Consider the following 18073-nt stretch of genomic DNA (forward strand, 5'->3'; position numbering starts at 1 on the left):
AAAGTGAGGAATTACAATGAACCTTTTCAGGTATAAATTCTATTCTAAAGAAGAAATAGAGCAGAAAGCTTATGAAGTTTTCAAAATTATGGAGTTAGAAAATTTCCCCCCAAAGTGGCCTTTTGAGGCTAGTTGTGCTGCTGACGCTTTGGGAATTATGGTGAGTTGGGAAAGAATTCCTCCTGATGAGCAGGGGTCGATAGTAGCTAAGATTCTGCCATTGCAAAGAAAGATTGTACTCAATGAATGTATTTCAGAGCTAACTGGAGGATTTGAGCAATCTACAATTGCTCATGAAATTGGACACTGGATACTTCATGTCAATCAAAATGAAGCTGATGGACTGACAGAGCAACTAGAATTAAATCTAGGAATGAAAGATGCTACAAAGCTTTATTTGTGTCGCACTACAGGGGCTAAAACTAATCCAAATATAATTCAAAACCATTTGGATAAAATTGAATGGCAAGCTCAGTATTTTGCTAGCTGCCTGTTAATGCCTAGAGAAATTTTAGAAGCTAAACAAAGAGGACGTAATTTAACTAATTGGAAACATCTTTATGCAATGAAAGAAGAGCTTGGTGTCACAATATCTAATTTAATTAACCGCTTACAAGACCTTGGCTGGATTTTTATTCCCAAGGGTTCTAAGCAAATCTATCCTGGTAAAGCTGCACCCAATGGGTAGACAAATTTATTTAATAGGTAAAGTGCGATCGCTCTTCATCATCTCATCAAGCGATCGCACCTCACACAGCACTACACTAGAAAGTAAGATGCTCAGAATAGCCTATGAACGCTACGACAACCACTTTCCCTTCTACACTCAAATTGAAAATTGACTTGACTGATGAGCAATTTTTCCAGATGTGTCAGAAAAATAGTAATTATAGATTTGAGCGCACAGCATCAGGGGAAATATTAATTATGCCACCTACAGGTAGTGAGACTGGCAACCGTAACTTTGATATGGTTGTTGAATTAGGAATCTGGAATAAACAGACTAAATTAGGCAAAGGTTTTGACTCTTCAACTGGTTTCACCCTACCTAATGGCGCAGAACGTTCTCCTGATGTTTCTTGGGTGAAAATTGAACGATGGAATGCTTTAACACCAGAACAACAAGAAAAATTTGCCCCGATTTGTCCTGATTTTGTAGTAGAGTTGCGTTCTCGTATTGATTTCTTGAAAGAATTGCAAGAGAAAATGCAGGAGTATATCGAAAATGGTACTCAATTAGGCTGGTTAATTGATCGGAAAAACAAGCGAGTGGAAATTTATCGTCCGGGTAAAGATGTAGAGATATTAGACAATCCTGCTAGTTTATCTGGAGAAAATATACTTCCTGGATTTGTGTTGGATTTACAGCAAATTATGTAATTTTATTGATTAGGATACATATAGCGCATTTCAAAACGACTTTGTTCCCAAAGTGGGATTAAAGCTTGTTTAGCAGCACTTAACTGAGCTTGTGAAAAAGATATTTTACCATTTTCTATAATCCAAATAAATATCCGAGTGATTAAATCTGCCTTGAAACTATTCTCGTATTCACTATTATTGATTCTTACTATTTGTTTATCTAAGCAATCTATAGCATATTTAAAAGTCAAGTTTTTCCAGTCTGTGGGATTGCTGTAATTTTCTTCTGGCGAATTTTTCCACTCAACTCTTCGCAAATTTCCGAAAATATAGTCTATGCCTATTATGGAAGAATCTGTGTTACGCACTAAATTTGTATAAGCTTGGTAATATGGTTTCAATAGCGAAGCTGCAATATTTTCCACATAGATATGTAGCCAAGATTGGATGTCACGAAGATAAGGTACTAAATCTATAATATTATCAATTTCTTTAATCAGCGCACGTTCCCTTCTGTTATTTGTTATTTTTCCTAGCAATTCCGCTTCAGATAATTGAGAGTCTTCTGAATAGTAATTAATAACCTTGGGGATATATTTATCTAATAACCACTGTTTGGTATATCTAGCTGTCCAAGTTCCTCGTACTCCAATATCTTGCTGCCACAAGCCAAATTTAGCTCTTTCAATAGATTGTAAATTAATATCATTTACTTCGTAGATTATATTAACTTGATTACTTGGTAATACAGATAAATATCTGTCAACTTTGGGGAAGATAAATGTATGATCGCGAATTCCTCGACTCACTCGAATTGATATATTTTCTCTATGAAACAGATGCCATTCTGACTTACCTTTCTTATAATCAAATTCCTTAGCAAACTGCTGCATCAACTCCCATAAATCTTGTCTTACAGAAAATAGCATAAAACCGCGAACTTCTGATAAATTTACAAATTTAAAATTCCATGTTTCTAAAGTATTCTCAAATTCAATTATTGAATTTTTATATTTCTGACAAATTTCATCAACACACAAACACAAGTCTGTTGCTTCTAATTTCGATAAAATAACTGTTATTTGACCCAAATTTACTGTAAAATTATCTTTATCTAGTTCTTTCAAAAAACGACGACAACCCCAATCTGGCTGGGTATGTAATCCTGTCATTAATTGGCCTAAAATATCTTGATGATTTAAGTGAATTTTTAAACCTTTAAAAAGAATACTACTGAATTCTATTTGACAATTACCTTCTCCAAAAGCTTTGGGTAAATTACAGGCGATCGCTACTTTTGGTTTAACAACAACTAAGTGGTAGTCTTCTAGCGTTATAGAAGGCTCAAAATCACATTTTTCTAAAAAAAACTGTAAATCTGGATTGCGTAAAATTAAGTTTTCTATTAAGTTACATTTAGTATATGTCAAAATCATGGCTGTGTTTTTATCGATATTTTTAACTACATCAAAATTTAATTTGTTATAAAAATTTGAGGCAATATCGTTATTTTTTAAGCTATCTATGTTTAGATCAAATACTAATTCTTCTCGATTGTAATGTAGACGCTGAAAAACCTTGATTTCATATCCATTGGTGACAATAAAAAATAGTGTATTAAAATGATTACTATAAAATCTAGCTTGCTCAATAGCCTCAGTTAACTTAATTTTTTGCGGTTCTATAGCTTCTACAAAAATCAGTGATGTATTTGTATTGTGTTTTTTAACATCATCTGTTGCAAAATAAATCTGAGCAATTTCTATATTTTTGGTGTAGGTTTCTGATTGATATGTTCTCAAAGAGTATTCACGATGACATCTCTCTGGATAGCAGAGATAGCGAAACATTGGCAAAATCAACTTTTCTTTTACATCATCTTGATTTCGTAAAACACGATGGTCAAAACCTTGTATCCATGTAATGAATTTTTTAATTGACTCTGGAATAGTCATCAGATAATCTACCTGCTTGTATAAATTTGCTATGCCTATTTTGTTCGTGTAATTAGCAATTTATCAAGTCAGTTTGGATTATGTCGTGATTGTAGATACTAGAATGGAACCATTCGGCTGAAACTTAACCTTGGCAAAACCTACACCATTGAAGAAGAAGTCAGAAGTCAGAAGTCAGGAGTCAGAATATAGAATTTTCCTGACTCTCTGAACTTCTGAGAACCAATATATCTATTTATTCTCTTTGGGTAGCGATCGCTAATTTAGCCCCCGGAACCTGACGGACCCGATCCATCACCGCCACCACCCGACCATAATCAACTTTTTCATCAGCATTAATAATCACTAATACTTCTGGGTTAGAACCAACTAAAGTCCGCACTTGCGCTGTCAAATCATCAACTGCAATTGGTTGACGGTTCAGGCTTACCTGTTCTTTTTCATCTACCGTAATGGTAATTTTAGTGGGAACTTGCTGTTGTTTAGCGGTGGCGGCCTTTGGTAAATTTACTGGCAAACCTTCTGAACGGGTTAAAAACAGAGTTGACATAATAAAAAATGTCAAAATCGCAAAAATCACGTCAATCATCGGCACGATGTTGATCTGTAGCGGAAGTTCTGGTTCATCTGGTAGACGCATAAGTTTTTTCTCCTCGTTCATAGCGACGGCGGTAAAGTAATTCTAGCTGTCCCCCATACTCCTGAATCAGTGCAATTTGCCGTTGGTACAATCCCCGAAAGGTATTGGCAAACATGAGGATGAATATGGCAACTATCAATCCTGATGCTGTTGATACCAGGGCTTCACTAATCCCAGACGTAACATTTGTCGTTTTACTACCTCCCACATCACCAAGGTTTAGAGAGGCAAAAGAAGCTATCAATCCTAATACTGTGCCGAGAAGACCTAACAGTGGTGCCAGGCTAATGATTGTCTCGAAAAGGTTTTGGAAACGTTTGAGTACAGGTATCTCAGCTTGCGATTCACTTTCTAAGGCCAAACGGAATTCCTCTGGATTTGGCTCTTCTAATTCTAAAGCCGCCAGAAAAATCCGAGCGAGTGGCAAATCTGCGTTTTTCTGAAGTTTATCCATTGCACCGACAACATTATCAAGACGGTAGAGATTCAAAACATCTCGCACTACACGGCTTTGACGCTGATTGATTCTTACCCAAAACCTGATCCGCTCGACGATCAGTGCCACACCCAATACTGAAAACGCCAACAGGGGCCACATGACCACACCGCCTGCTGCAAACAAATTTTGAATTCCCATGTAGTGCCTCTATAACGTCATCCACAATACAAAATTAGACTACCAGAATCTAGAGAAAAGCTGAAACTTATTCTCAATAAAATATAAAATATAATGAGAATTTTTTCAAATGTAACGATCATGATTTTTATTTACTTGTTCGTTTGTTTTACATAAATTAATTTAATTTGATTGCAATAAAAATTAACTTTGTCCAAAAATCATGATATTAGTGGTTCAAAAAAATGTTGATGCTAGTCCGGGGTTCGGTAGAGCTATCCCAAATAATTTGAATTGTTTACTTGATATTTGTAACCTTGCATTCTAAGATAGCTAAACTAGTGAGAATAGGTAGCAATAGCTATGAGCTTTTCTGGCATTACTGTCGAGCAACGTTCCAAAGAAGTTGAGGCTCTCAAGTCTTTTCTGACTTACAGTCTAATAGGTTCACTGGCGCTGCATATCGGCGTACTGTCTTCTGGCGTAAGTAATTATTTAACGAGAGTACCCACAGAAGAAAATGACGCAATAGAGTTGGCGATCGTGGATGCTCCGACTGCGGAACCAGAAAAACCAATTGCAGAGATTCCAGAAGAAATAAAAAAACAACCAGAAGTTGTCCAAAAACAGCCTATAGAAACTCCATCAGTAGAAAAAATTCAGCAGCAAGAACAGATTACAGCAGTTGCTACCAAGCCACAGCCGACAAATACACCGCCACAAGCAATTGTTAGTAAGCCAGAAGTTCCTGTGAAATCTGCACCCATTCCACGATTAGCGCCAGAAGTTCCTGTGAAATCTGCATCCGCTCCACGACCTGCTCTATCTGGAGATTCCAAAGCAAGTTCGGTAGGCGGTGGTGGCGGTGGTGGTGGTTCCGGTGTTGGTTTAGGCTCAGGTAGTGGTATTGCTGTAGGTACAAGCAACGGTACTGGCAGTGGCGGAGGTACTGGCACTGGTACTGGCGGTGGGATTGGCAGTGGAACTGGCACTGGTACTGGTAGCGGTATTGGTAGTGGTATTGGTAGCGGTACTGGTAGCGGCTCTGGCAGTGGTACTGGTAGTGGTACTGGTAGCGGCTCCGGCAGTGGTACTGGCAGTGGGATTGGTAGCGGCTCCGGCAGTGGTATAGGCAATGGAGTAGGAAACCGTCCGACAGTAGCAACAGCGCCAACACCTCCAAAAATTAACAGTTCAGGTAATGGTAATGGTCGTGCAGCTTGCCGCGAATGTAATGCCAAATATCCAGAAGCCGCAAGACGGCGAGGAGTTGAAGGTAGAGTAGAAGTAGCTGTTGATACTGATGCACAAGGTAATGTGACAAATGTACGGGTTGCTCGCTCCAGTGGAAACCGCGACTTGGATGAAGAAACCGTGAGACAAGCGCGTGAGTGGAAACTAAAACCCTCAGAAGGTGGTAGACAAGGAGTATCTATAGCAACTGAATTTGCCATAAAAGGTTCACGGCGATCGCGCCAAGTTCAAGAACGGCGAACACAAAGAGAAGCACAAGAGAGAACCCAGCAGACAACGGCTGCTAACTCCACAGAGGAAACTCCAAGACGTAGGCGCAGAGAGTTGGCACCCCCATCAAGACCAGCAATATCTGGATTGAGTCGGCGACTGGAACCTCAAAGAGCAGAAAGTCCTGCTAGAAACTCATCATCTGAAGCTAGGACAACTCGCACGCAAGGAACTGCAAGAGAGTCCTTACGCCGCATCCAGCGCGAGCAAACGGCTACCGATTCATCACAAAAACCACAAGTAACGACAAATCGGCGGCGGCGAAGAGATAACACTAGCCAGAATAAATTGCGGGATTCTTTGCGCCGTTTACGCCAACAACCTCAATCGCAACCTGCTGCTCCCAGCCAGCAGTAGTCTGTAAAGTTGAAATTGATGGGTTAGTAATCACCGTTTAAGCGCTTAACAAAGGATTAAAGTCCTGACAAGGAACTTATTGACCCCGTGAAGTTGACTTGACATACTACTAGTAGAGGGATCAAACTTATTGGAATCATACTTTGATTAACAACGATCGCCGCCTCCTGTTTTAGGAGGCGGTTGTTCTTTAGACAGGAATGGCTTCATTAAGCATTACCCATCTAGGATGAGGAAGAGGGGTTAGGAGTGCGGTAATTTTATGATGGGCTACTAGAGACACTGGCGATCGCTTGATTTGCCAATCAATAGTAGTGGAAGTAAATAATCCTGCACTTTCTCCTACCAACTTTTATGAGCGGGGCAATATAAATCGCTGCGCCTAAAGAATGGTAGTAGTGTTTGCTCATCACCAATTATATGCTGAGAGATATAGTCAATGGCTAACTCTCAAGTTGCTCATCTGCATTTTATGTCTAGATGTCAAATTCACTGATTTGAATAAAACTTCTACATAAACACACACTGATGCGGTTTGATTTGCTTGAATAGCTATATTGATAGGACATTGATAACGTCGGCAATTCACAATTCCTGATTATGGCAAGTAAATTCATTGATGTTAGGGAATATACTGTCAGGGCGCACAAAAGACAGATTCATACTCGTGTTTTCCAGTTTGTCTGTAAAGAGTGTAACGATCTGACAAAACGCGAGACTTTCGGTCCTCGACCTTTATATTGTGAGAGATGTCGCCCTCCCCAACCGCCTAAGAAATCCCAGCCAGCATCTCACAAGGCAAAACCCAGAGCAATGTCTTATAAAAGTGACATCGATTTAAATTGATTAAAGCCCTATGACTCAAAATGGACAATTAGAACCGCCTCCGGGCACCTTTCTCTCACCCCTGTTGGAATTACGAGACTATTATGCTCGCCTCACAGAAGAGTATGAACGCCTCTTTGTGCAAGCGCGATCGCAGCTCGATCATGTAGAAGCGTTGTTGTCTAACTGGTCTTCTTCTGATACCAACAAGCAGATATCAAGATTAACAGCGACTGATGAAACCTCAAATCTTTCTGGAGAAAGTTCTCTGCGGTTTTTATCACCTCTTGATGACATCGGCGAAATCAACTTGGTGGAATCTTTAGAGTCAGAACGAAAAGACTCAGATCGGGTTGAGATGAATAATTCTTTTTCTGCTGCTGTTGATACAAAAGAGAGTCAATCTCTAATGACATCAACAGATCCCAAGATCGTATTAGAGAACAACGATAGTTCAACGAAGGTAGTGGAAATTCCGATGCTACCTCAGTATCAGCACGCTATCTCGCGAATGGAAGCCATAAAACAGCTATTGCAAGAACAGATAGGTACTGTTTGTCATATCGATTTTATCGTGCGATCGCTTTATGGAGAGTTAGATTCCAATCTATTCAAAGTAGTTAAAGGTAGAGTGCAATCTTCCCTCACCCAAGGCAGAGAAAGGAATTACTGGGTAACTATTCCCGATGAGCCAGGTTGTTATACTCTGGATTTAAGTTTGGTAGCCCCAAGTAATCGCAATGGTGCTTCTAGGAATATCAAGAACAAAAATAAGAAGCCTTTCGTTCCTCCGACAAAAACAGTACCAATGCTCAACGCCTTTGAGGGTCAATTTTTAATTGATGCCCTCACCTCTCTGTTAAAACAAAATCCAGGTAAAGTTTTCAGCGTGGCTGAAGTCATCGCCGGAATTTATGGAGAACTAGATTCTCAGGAAATTAGAGAGATCAAAAATAAGGTGCTGAATGAACTATCTAGAGGCTATCGGACAGGTAGATTCGCTAGGGTTCCTAATCAAATCGGCTTCTATACTTGGGACTCCAATCTGATATTGAAGGGGAGTTCTCGTTAAATTGGGGATTGAGGATTGGGCATTGGGCATTGGGCATTGGACATTGTTATACTGCCCCTCTGCCCCTCTACCCCTCTGCTCCCCTGCCCCTCCGCCTCTTCCCCACCTATCCCAAAAACAGCTTGTACGCCGGATTCTTATTCTCATCCCAATAGCGATAGCCCAGGCGATCGAGAAAAGCTTGCCACTCTTCCATCTCGTGCGGGGGAACCTGAATACCAACAACTATTCGTCCGTAGTCTGCACCGTTGTTGCGGTAGTGGAAAAGACTAATATTCCAGTCGGGACTCATGGAAGTCACAAATTTCATCAATGCGCCGGGACGTTCGGGAAACTCAAAACGGTAGAGCAATTCATTGTTAGCTAGGGGAGAATGTCCACCCACCATGTGCCGCAGATGTAGTTTAGTTAGTTCGTCATCCGTTAAATCAAGAGTTTCAAATCCTTGAGCTTCAAAGGTTTCTACCATCTTGACAGCATCGGCACGATTTTGAATTTGCACGCCGACAAAAATATGGGCTGTTTTTTCATCGGCAATGCGATAATTAAACTCGGTCAGATTACGGTTGCCAATACATTCACAAAACTGGCGAATACTTCCCCGTTGCTCTGGAATGGTGACTGCAAAAATTGCTTCGCGGCGTTCGCCGAACTCTGCCCGTTCTGCTACAAAGCGGAGGCGATCGAAATTCATGTTTGCACCACAGGCGACAGCAATTAAGGTTTGTCCCTCGATTTGTTCTCGTTCGGCGTAGGCTTTGGCAGCTGCGATCGCTAATGCACCAGCTGGTTCTAAAATGGATCGCGTATCCTCAAACACGTCTTTAATCGCGGCACAAGTATCATCCGTACCCACCAAAATAATTTCATCTACATACTGCTGACATAAACGGAAGGTTTCTTCACCGACTTCCCGCACCGCCACGCCATCAGCAAATAATCCCACTTGGGACAAGCGTACCCGATGTCCAGCTTTGAGCGATTGAGACATCGCATCAGCATCTACTGGTTCAACACCAATAATCTTGATTTCGGGACGCAACCGTTTTACATAAGCCCCAATTCCAGAAATTAATCCGCCTCCTCCAATTGCCACAAAAATCGCATGGATGGGTTGCTGACATTGCCGTAAAATTTCCATCCCAATTGTTCCCTGTCCAGCAATTACATGGGGATCGTCAAAGGGATGAATAAAGGTCAATCCTTTTTCTATTTCTAATTCACGGGCATAGCTATAAGCATCGTCATAAGTGTTTCCATGTAACACCACTGCTCCGCCCCTCATTCTCACCGCGTCTACCTTGACTTGGGGTGTGGTTACTGGCATGACGATAATTGCTTTAGTTCCCAAGCGATTGGCTGCCAGGGCGACTCCTTGAGCATGGTTCCCCGCAGACGCGGCAATTACACCCTGCGCCAATATATCTGGCGGCAGTTGCACCATTTTGTTATAAGCACCCCGCAGTTTAAAGGAAAATACTGACTGCATATCCTCACGTTTCAGCAGGAGTTGATTATTCAGCCGCGCAGACAAATTTGGAGCATACTCTAATGGTGTTTCTTGGGCAACATCATATACACGGGCAGTCAGGATTTGGATGAGGTAGTCGCAAAACATGGGCGTCAAGGTGTTAGCAAATGCTGGATGGAAACTAATTTTACGTTACAAGCGATCGCACTGGTTTTATTGGTTTGTTCTATCTCTAAATTTTGATTGAACAAAATCTAAGAATTACCAATTAATATTCTTTGAAGATAAATAAGTTCAGTTATAGAAACTTTTTGATCGCTGCAAATTTCATGCGATCGCTGGTAGGTCGATTTGAAACTAGTTTTGCCAACTATCTGAGTACTTAGATCGACAGATTAAATATAGTGTTACTTACGAACATAACTTCTCCATTTATGTTAAAGTATGCGTGGAAGATGAAATTCGGCTGTACAGTTTGTTTTTATATATACTTGTATTACAGACCTCTCCGGATCTAAATCTCTACACCCTTTGATTCTGGAGACATTCTATGTCAATTTACGTCGGCAATCTATCTTATGAGGTTAAAGAAGATGACCTCCGGCAAGTCTTTGCAGAATATGGAACTGTAAAAAATGTTCAATTGCCTGTAGACCGAGAAACAGGTCGGATGAGAGGTTTCGGGTTTGTGGAATTGGAATCAGACGCACAAGAACAAGCGGCGATTGATGCCCTTGATAATGCTGAATGGATGGGTCGAAGCTTAAAAGTTAATAAAGCCAAGCCCAAAACAGATGGCGGTTCCTCTGGTGGTAGACGAGGAGGCTATGGTGGCGGTGGCGGTGGTGGTGGCCGCTATTAAGGTCTAAAACCAAAAATTTAACTCTCAGGTCTTAAGGGCAGACAAGGAGTCTGCCTTTTTTGCGTTTTGGCACTGGTATTTTGACTCAGCACTTTCAAGTCAGAGAGCAGGGTGCAGGAGGTTTTAGGAAATAATTCTTATGAAGCCATGCGTTAGGGTAGCTTACCGCAAATATCGTTTTTGTAACAAGTGTAGCAACCATGAACCCAGAAGCTAAACATATTGTTAACGAACTAAGGCATAAATTTTACACTAACTTTGCTGCTGCGATGAGTATGCCAGTACTTATAACTGGTACATCTTATAGTAGTAATTCACCGATCGCATCTTGGATGGATCGTAGGCAGAGACTCAACTATATAAATGTATACGCTTATACAGCACCCGATGAATTTGTCCCATTCCGCCCATTCATTCTGCGAGTGGCTATTAACAAGAGTGCTGGTAGAGTGGCAGTGACCAGAAAAGGACAAGTCTGCCGAGGTATGAATTTGTTGTGGGATTTCGAGTTAACTGTATTACCAAAAGAAATCTTAGACTTTCTTCCCTGGATAGTTAACTTAGTTGAGGCCCATGATAAGGGTTCGCCCTTGTTGCTAGAATCACCACCCCATTCATTTGAATTAAATGTGTCAGAGGTGGGGTTATTTAATAACGCCTGGACTGAAAAAGCTTGGCTCTTGGCAAATCCAACCATATTCCCTAATAGTAGTCTGTCAAGTTGAAATTAATGAATCAAGACTACAGGGTGGTTATAACTATCTCAAATTCTCTGAAGAAGGCAGATATGCTGGAGGAATCTCCATAAATAGATTTAGGAGATTTAATAAGGACAGGGTATCTTTTGTGCTGCGCGTCTAGAAATACATAATTTTTTTAATTTTCATAAATAAATTTAGTTGTTCTTAAACTCTTTTGGCAAAGGGAAAAGTTATTTTCTAGAACCTCCGCCTCATGCCCGGTTGTTGAGCGTAGTCGAAACACTGCCTCCTGCCTTTCTGCGATCAATGATTTCGGACTGCTATATATGCCTGATAATTAATAAGGCAATCTACAAATAGCAAAGATGCAGACTCTCCAAAAACTCTCACTCCCAAGCATGGGCTGCGGTACTTGGGCTTGGGGCAACCAACTGCTTTGGGGATATGACGAAAGTATGGATGAGCAGTTGCAAGCCGTCTTTAACCTTTGTGTAAGCAACGGTGTAACTTTATTTGATACAGGCGATTCTTACGGAACGGGGAGATTGAATGGTCGGAGTGAGTTACTTCTAGGACGATTCAACCGAGAATATATAGGTTCAGGTAAAGAAAATATTTGTATTGCAACTAAGCTTGCTGCTTACCCGTGGAGATGGACGCGTCAATCAATGGTGAGAGCTTGCCAGTCATCTGCTCAACGCCTGGGAAAAAATGTTGATTTGGTACAAATGCATTGGTCAACAGCAAACTATGCTCCTTGGCAAGAGGAAGGACTTTTAGATGGTCTTGCCGATTTGTATGAGCAAAGACTGGTCAAGGGCGTGGGATTATCCAATTATGGGCCGAAACGGCTGATGCGAGTGCAGAAAAAATTCGCGGAACGAGGCGTTCCGATTACAACTCTGCAAGTTCAATATTCTCTGTTGTCTACATATCCTGTCACCCAACTCAAGCTCAAAGACCTTTGTGATGAGTTAGACATTAAATTGATTGCTTACAGCCCTCTAGCTTTGGGACTACTGACAGGAAAATACTCTGAGCAAGGCCCTTTGCCTAAAGGCATTCGAGGTCTGTTATTTAAGCAAATGTTATCAGGAATGCGTAGAGGCGGAGCGGCTTCTGCTGGTAAATCACTTTTGCAATGTTTGCGAGAGGTGGCACAGTTCAGAAACAAAACGATGTCACAGGTGGCAATTAATTGGTGCATCTGTAAAGGAACCATTCCCATCCCTGGAGCAAAGAGCGTGGAACAAGCGAGGGAAAATCTTGGTGCGTTGGGTTGGCAATTAGATGCTGGTGAGATTGCAGAGTTAGATAAGGCGGCGGCAAATTCAGACAAAAAAATGGTACAAAATATCTTTCAAACTAAGTGAAATTTCAACGTAGCTGAATTTGAATAAGTAAGCAGACACAATTAAATATAAGATGTCATTGCGAGCGGAACGAAGTGAAGCGTGGTGTTCTAGAGCTAGCTTGCCCTACTAAAGCCTAATTTTGGTTGGGTAAAATCCACAAATACTGTTATTGGATGTAACTATCGCCTCAGCAATATCAACTAAGATAATGATGTTTGTAACAAAAATCGTAGTGGTGGTAACTAAATTCTTAACATTGTAACGAAAATCGTAGCGTTGGTAACTAAATTCGTTATTTTAGTAACAAAGTCGTAATATTGTAACAAAAATAATGATGTTTGTAACAAAAATTGTCCTGGTGATAACTAAACTCGTTATTTTAGTAACTTCAAGCGCAATGTTAGTGGCGATGTTTAGTAACGGCAATTGGTTTCAATTGCAAAAAGCCTAGATATCACACGCAATTAGTTGAGAAAGTAATGCTGAACTCTTTTACTTTGAGCAAGATGAAAACATTGAAGTTGTGCGAATTCTCTATGCAGGGCAACATATAGAAAAGATTTTAGAACAGGAATGATATTGATTAGCGATCGCTTATATGATTATGTTGGTGGAGCGATAGCTTAAACAAATCCCACAAATCATGCATCTTTTTGAGTGTCTTAAAAAAGTCTGGCCCTTTAAAGTCTTTGTTTCGCAACTGAGCCAGACTGTAGTAAACGAACATATTACCGCCGATAAACCCATCTTCTCGTTCTTCCAACCAAGGTATCAGAGCATCTATCAGCAAATCCATCTGGGCTTTGTGTCGTGGGCTTTCCATCAGAATACCGTCATCGTCTGGTAATTCTGCTTGAGAGGGTGGGAGTTGAATATCTGGTGCAGCTAGGGTAGTTTCTGACATAGCTTTTCACCTTAGGGGGAGGCGTGGCGGGTATTTTTATATTAAGCGATCGCAGAAATTTCAGTTAATTTGCTTTCGACAGTTTTGCAATTTGTCCAGTAAAGTATGCTTCTTCATGTTTGAGTTGTTGCGCCAGTTTTAACCCTTGTTGAAAAGCTGTTAGTGCTTGAGGAAATTCTTTGCGTTCTAGATGTAATTGCCCAATTTGGTCATAAGCTTGCATCATTCCGTAAAAGTTGGCGGCTTGCGCCTGTATCTGCACCAAAATTTCGCTAGCTTGCAAAGCCTCCTCTGTTTGTCCTTGCGAACGATATAACGCAATTAACTTCTGCAAAGCATCACCAGCACGAACGTACTCCTTTAATTGCCAAGCAGTGGTATAAGCTTCTTGATAATTTTTAAAAGCTTCTAGCAGTAAATTAGGATCTTTCTTAGCTAGAGATTCGTAATCTGAAGCGATCGCTAGCTTTAATCCTGGTATTTCAGTTAGATTATTTTCATTGACATAAATTTCTGCTAGTTTGTTAAGTACATTCAATGACTGCTGCGGTTGGTTTGTCTGCTCGTAAATATCAGCCAGCTGTTGCAGATATGTTACTTCGTTTACACGATCGCCAAGAGAAGTAGCTAAACTCAACAATTCCTCATAGATTGGCGCAGCTTTGCGATAATCAAACCAACTCAAATGCAGTTCTCCAAGCGTCTTGAGGGTTTCTAATACCGCTGTTTGGTCTTGTTGTTGTCGCACTACTAGCAAAACTTGGTCGTAAGCTTCTATAGCTAATTTAGACGAGCGCACATTTTTGTAAGCTTCAGCTAGCGATCGCCACAATTCTAGATCGATTGGAACGTTTTTTTTCTGAGATTGGACTTGCTTTTGAATCGCTTGCAATCTTTCCGTAATATATTGTACTTCTTGTCCGTCGTTTAGCTTCCAAGCGATCGCCCCAACTCGTGATAAAGCTTGCACCTCTGCTAATGAACCTAAAAAGCGCCGCAAACGCAGTTCTCGGTTCCAAATTTCAAACGCCGCAACCTGTTGGCCTGCTTGCAGTTTCGCCGCAGCTGCTTGATTTAACGCTTCTAACGCTGGTTCTAACTTTTGCCGTTCTTGGGGAGTTAACGGCTGTTTATCCTTAAGCGATCGCGGTGACAGTGGATCGGGTGTGGTAATCTCTAGAGGGCTAGGAGGAAATTTATCGGGTGGTTTCGGCGGTTTACTCTCTGCCAGTGTTAAGGAATTGCTAAAGAGTATAGTGGCAGTAGCGATCGCAATTAAGTGCCTGAGCATGGGTACTTTACTTTGCCTTGAGTGAGTTACATGAGATAATTAGCAATTATCCCCATGCCTATTATTGACTAACTATTCTCCAGCTTTTCTCCAGCTTTACAAAAAAAGCCTACCTGAGAGCTATGTGGCTTCAGGATACAGTAAGTGAAGATTTTGCCAAAATAAATTCTTAACGAGTTTTAGTTGTTAGGTACAAGATGTAAGCAGTTTAACTTGTAACTAAGCAGTCTAATTTGCTCCAGTCAGAGCATCTATCGGAGATATATTTTAAAAATTGCGATCGCAACCGGGATTTTTGAGTCAGGGGAGTGTCAAAATAATCCTACGATAATATTTAAGCAACTAGTCAATCGTTTTGTAATGACTCATTCTACTGATATCGCCACCTTAGCCCGCTGGATGGCATCTGACTTTAGCAATCAAGAACAAGCTTTTGAAAATCCGCCTTTTTATGCCCATATCCGCGTGTGTATCCGTCCCCTTCCCTTAGAGTTGTTCTCAGGGGTAAGTTTATTTCTCGAACAAGCTTATGATTTTATGCTTAATCAACCCTACCGGATGCGGGTAATGAAGTTGATTCCGGCAGAAAACCACATTGCTATTGAACACTACACCGTTAAAGAAGAAGAAAAATTTTACGGTGCATCTCGTGAACCCGAACGCCTCAAAGAGTTGTCTGTTGACCAATTGGAAAAAATGTCAGGTTGCAACATGATTGTAGAGTGGACAGGGAAGAGTTTCAAAGGCAGAGTTGAACCTGGTAAAGCCTGCATAGTGGTTCGTGACGGCAAAAATACTTATCTGGATAACGAATTTGAGATTGACGCTAAAGAATTTTTCAGCCTCGACAGGGGAAGAGATTTAGACACCGATGAACGTCTCTGGGGTTCTATCGCCGGCCCATTTCACTTTCTGCGCTGGGGTAGTTTTGCCGATGAAGTAAAGGTGTAACAAGCTAGGAGTGAAGAATTACAACTCTCTTTAATCAGCTAAGAATTGCTTGTGCTGCGATCAATCTGCAATTAAAATTTTCTAGCGATCGCCTAAAGACTACCAAAAACATCCAGTTAACCTACTATCTCTACCTCAGAATGCTATGCTATCATGGTTTAACTAGCGTCCTCTGGCTACTAAATGGCTGCTAAGATAGTTTAGCAACATTAAAGTAGTTCAGGAAATCGTGCTGTGGCGGCATAGCCAAGTGGTAAGGCAGAGGTCTGCAAAACCTCCACCCCCGGTTCAAATCCGGGTGCCGCCTTTATAGATAAATAAACTCTTGGAACCCTTGCAATGCGAGGGTTTTATTGTTTTTACTAACATACTAGACAGCAACCAAAACCCTCAACTGGGGTAAAACTGGGGTAATTCAGAAGTTTCAAATTATGCCAAGATACATCAAAGTATGCTAATCAACTAATTACATTTTTAGTGCCAGACATGATTAAATTTGGACTCTTGATTTTTGTTGAGTAATTTATTCCTTGGAAGTCCCTTGAGTCGAGTGCAGACTTTCTTAGAGGCACAGCAATGCCTTGTTTTTAACCGTTTACTTTACTCCAAACATATTTTTGGCAGGTTTCGCAGGCGGCTTTTGCTTCCTCTGTTTGCGGATTGGTGAAGACAGGATGGTAACGTAACCTGTCACAACAAACTTGCAACCATGCACGCCAGTCACCACGCCACAAACGCACAGTGCCATCTTCACCGCCGCTAACAATCGTCTGCCCATCGGCGCTAATGGCGACAGAATAAACCCAACCCTCATGACCACGTAAAGGTTCAGCTAAAGCAAGACCTTGCAGATTCCACAACCGCACAGTGCCGTCATCACCGCTGCTAACAATCGTCTGCCCATCGGTGCTAATGGCAACAGAATAGACCCAACCTTTATGACCACGCAAAGGTTCAGCTAAAGCAAGACCTTGCAGATTCCACAACCGCACCGTGCCGTCACTACCACCACTAACAATCGTCTGCCCATCGGCGCTAATGGCAACAGAATTGACAAAACCCTGATGACCGTGCAGAGGTTCAGCTAAGGCAAGACCTTGACAATTCCACAACCGCACAGTGCCATCAGTACCACCACTAACAATCGTCTGTCCATCGGCACTGATGGCAACAGAATTGACAAAACCCTGATGACCACACAAAGGTTCAGCTAAAGGAAGACCTTGCAGATTCCACAAACGCACCGTGCCGTCACTACCACCACTGACAATCGTCTGCCCATCGGCGCTAATGGCGACAGAATAGACCCAACCCTTATGACCATGCAAAGGTTTTGCGGAAGGAAGACCTTGGTGGTTCCACAACCGCACCATACCGTCAGTACCGCCACTGATAATCGTCTGACCATCGGCGCTAATAGCGACAGAATAAACCCAACCCTTATGACCACGCAAAGGTTTTGCGGAAGGAAGACCTTGGTAGTTCCAAAACCGCACCGTGCCGTCAGTACTACCACTAACAATCGTCTGCCCATTGGTACTGATAGCAACAGACCTAACATTGCCTTCGTGACCACGCAAAGGTTCAGTTAAGGGAAGACCTTGGCGATTCCACAACCGCACAGTGCCGCCATCACTGCCACTGACAATCGTCTGCCCATCGGCACTGATGGCGACAGAATTGACATTACCCTGATGACCACGCAAAGGTTCAGCTAAGGAAAGACCTTGGCGATTCCACAGCCGCACCGTACCATCAGCACCGCCACTGACAATATTCTGTCCATTGGCGCTGATGGCGACAGACCTCACATTACTCTCATGACCATACAAAGGTTCAGCCAAGAGAAAACCTTGGTAATTCCACAACCTCACACTGCCATCAGCACCACCACTGACAATCGTCTGCCCATCGGCACTGATGGCAACAGAAAAGACATCATTTTTATCCCCACGCAATGGTTTAGCTAAGGGAAGACCTTGGCGGTTCCATAACCGCACCGTGCCGTCACTACCACCACTGACAATTGTCTGCCCATCAGCGCTGATGGTGACAGAAGAGACATTACCCCGATGACCACGCAAAGGTTCAGCTAAGGAAAGACCTTGGTAATTCCACAACCGCACCGTACCATCAGCACCACCACTGACAATCGTCTGCCCATCAGCGCTGATAGCGACAGAAGAG

The 18073-nt window shown here is 41.8% G+C and carries 17 protein-coding genes, 1 tRNA gene and 1 pseudogene; 11 read left to right on the forward strand and 8 right to left on the reverse strand.

The window, feature by feature from the left end:
• The first annotated feature begins 16 nt into the window (after nt 1-16).
• From V7K44_RS03880 to V7K44_RS03890, 3 genes are read left to right on the forward strand one after another with little or no spacing between them, the layout of a single operon-like run.
• Nucleotides 17-688 (forward strand): ImmA/IrrE family metallo-endopeptidase, encoded by a 672-nt coding sequence (locus tag V7K44_RS03880; protein ID WP_334928828.1) that lies wholly within the window; start codon nt 17-19, stop codon nt 686-688.
• On the forward strand, nt 681-842 hold the full coding sequence (locus V7K44_RS03885; protein WP_334928830.1) for a hypothetical protein: 162 nt from the start codon (nt 681-683) through the stop codon (nt 840-842). Before V7K44_RS03880 ends, V7K44_RS03885 begins: the two co-directional genes overlap by 8 nt.
• A complete protein-coding gene (locus V7K44_RS03890) occupies nt 793-1380 on the forward strand; it encodes a Uma2 family endonuclease (protein ID WP_334928832.1) in 588 nt (195 codons plus the stop codon). The genes V7K44_RS03885 and V7K44_RS03890 overlap by 50 nt, the downstream gene beginning before the upstream one ends.
• A 2-nt stretch (nt 1381-1382) precedes the next feature.
• On the opposite strand, the gene V7K44_RS03895 is transcribed toward V7K44_RS03890, so the two are convergent.
• From V7K44_RS03895 to V7K44_RS03905, 3 genes are all read right to left on the reverse strand, one after another.
• Nucleotides 1383-3317: a hypothetical protein gene (locus V7K44_RS03895; RefSeq protein ID WP_334928834.1), complete on the reverse strand. Its 1935-nt coding sequence runs from the start codon at nt 3315-3317 to the stop codon at nt 1383-1385.
• Nucleotides 3318-3552: 235 nt separating this feature from the next.
• Entirely contained in the window at nt 3553-3957 is a 405-nt protein-coding gene (locus V7K44_RS03900) for an ExbD/TolR family protein (protein ID WP_289798622.1), read from the reverse strand.
• Nucleotides 3941-4594: a MotA/TolQ/ExbB proton channel family protein gene (locus tag V7K44_RS03905; protein WP_334928836.1), complete on the reverse strand. Its 654-nt coding sequence runs from the start codon at nt 4592-4594 to the stop codon at nt 3941-3943. Before V7K44_RS03905 ends, V7K44_RS03900 begins: the two co-directional genes overlap by 17 nt.
• A 342-nt stretch (nt 4595-4936) precedes the next feature.
• Here V7K44_RS03905 and V7K44_RS03910 point away from each other — a divergent pair, with 342 nt between their 5' ends.
• On the forward strand, nt 4937-6454 hold the full coding sequence (locus tag V7K44_RS03910) for an energy transducer TonB (protein WP_334928838.1): 1518 nt from the start codon (nt 4937-4939) through the stop codon (nt 6452-6454).
• Nucleotides 6455-6644: 190 nt separating this feature from the next.
• Here V7K44_RS03910 and V7K44_RS03915 read toward each other — a convergent pair whose 3' ends face one another.
• A complete protein-coding gene (locus tag V7K44_RS03915) occupies nt 6645-6803 on the reverse strand; it encodes a hypothetical protein (RefSeq protein WP_334928840.1) in 159 nt (52 codons plus the stop codon).
• 251 nt (nt 6804-7054) lie between these two features.
• Between V7K44_RS03915 and V7K44_RS03920 the strand changes: the two genes are divergently transcribed.
• Together V7K44_RS03920 and V7K44_RS03925 are read left to right on the forward strand one after the other, a co-directional pair.
• The gene (locus V7K44_RS03920) at nt 7055-7300 is read left to right on the forward strand and encodes a hypothetical protein (RefSeq protein ID WP_099099597.1); all 246 of its coding nucleotides are present in this window, start codon (nt 7055-7057) and stop codon (nt 7298-7300) included.
• Between the two features lie 10 nt (nt 7301-7310).
• Nucleotides 7311-8351 carry a hypothetical protein gene (locus V7K44_RS03925; protein WP_334928842.1) on the forward strand — a complete coding sequence of 347 codons (1041 nt, stop codon included), beginning with the start codon at nt 7311-7313 and terminating at the stop codon, nt 8349-8351.
• A 106-nt stretch (nt 8352-8457) separates the two neighbouring features.
• Here V7K44_RS03925 and ilvA read toward each other — a convergent pair whose 3' ends face one another.
• A complete protein-coding gene (ilvA, locus tag V7K44_RS03930) occupies nt 8458-9969 on the reverse strand; it encodes a threonine ammonia-lyase, biosynthetic (protein WP_334928844.1) in 1512 nt (503 codons plus the stop codon).
• Between the two features lie 403 nt (nt 9970-10372).
• Here ilvA and V7K44_RS03935 point away from each other — a divergent pair, with 403 nt between their 5' ends.
• From V7K44_RS03935 to V7K44_RS03945, 3 genes are all read left to right on the forward strand, one after another.
• Nucleotides 10373-10684, forward strand: a complete 312-nt coding sequence (locus V7K44_RS03935) for an RNA recognition motif domain-containing protein (protein WP_289798627.1) — start codon at nt 10373-10375, stop codon at nt 10682-10684.
• Nucleotides 10685-10884: 200 nt separating this feature from the next.
• The gene (locus tag V7K44_RS03940) at nt 10885-11409 is read left to right on the forward strand and encodes a hypothetical protein (RefSeq protein WP_334928846.1); all 525 of its coding nucleotides are present in this window, start codon (nt 10885-10887) and stop codon (nt 11407-11409) included.
• A gap of 341 nt (nt 11410-11750) precedes the next feature.
• Nucleotides 11751-12758: an aldo/keto reductase gene (locus V7K44_RS03945; protein WP_334928848.1), complete on the forward strand. Its 1008-nt coding sequence runs from the start codon at nt 11751-11753 to the stop codon at nt 12756-12758.
• A 637-nt stretch (nt 12759-13395) separates the two neighbouring features.
• Here V7K44_RS03945 and V7K44_RS03950 read toward each other — a convergent pair.
• Nucleotides 13396-13644 (reverse strand): annotated as a pseudogene (locus V7K44_RS03950) (Uma2 family endonuclease); the annotation flags it as partial.
• A gap of 64 nt (nt 13645-13708) precedes the next feature.
• A complete protein-coding gene (locus tag V7K44_RS03955; protein ID WP_334928850.1) occupies nt 13709-14935 on the reverse strand; it encodes a tetratricopeptide repeat protein in 1227 nt (408 codons plus the stop codon).
• 360 nt (nt 14936-15295) lie between these two features.
• On the opposite strand from V7K44_RS03955, the gene V7K44_RS03960 reads away from it, so the two are divergent.
• Complete coding sequence (locus V7K44_RS03960) at nt 15296-15886, forward strand: chromophore lyase CpcT/CpeT (protein ID WP_334928852.1); 591 nt, start codon at nt 15296-15298, stop codon at nt 15884-15886.
• Between the two features lie 236 nt (nt 15887-16122).
• Nucleotides 16123-16193, forward strand: a tRNA-Cys gene (locus V7K44_RS03965).
• Between the two features lie 280 nt (nt 16194-16473).
• Here V7K44_RS03965 and V7K44_RS03970 read toward each other — a convergent pair.
• Nucleotides 16474-18073, reverse strand: a 1600-nt coding sequence (locus V7K44_RS03970) for a WD40 repeat domain-containing protein (protein WP_334928854.1), incomplete at its 5' end; no start/stop codon positions are given.

Source organism: Nostoc sp., from assembly GCF_036917235.1.
GTDB lineage: Bacteria > Cyanobacteriota > Cyanobacteriia > Cyanobacteriales > Nostocaceae > Nostoc.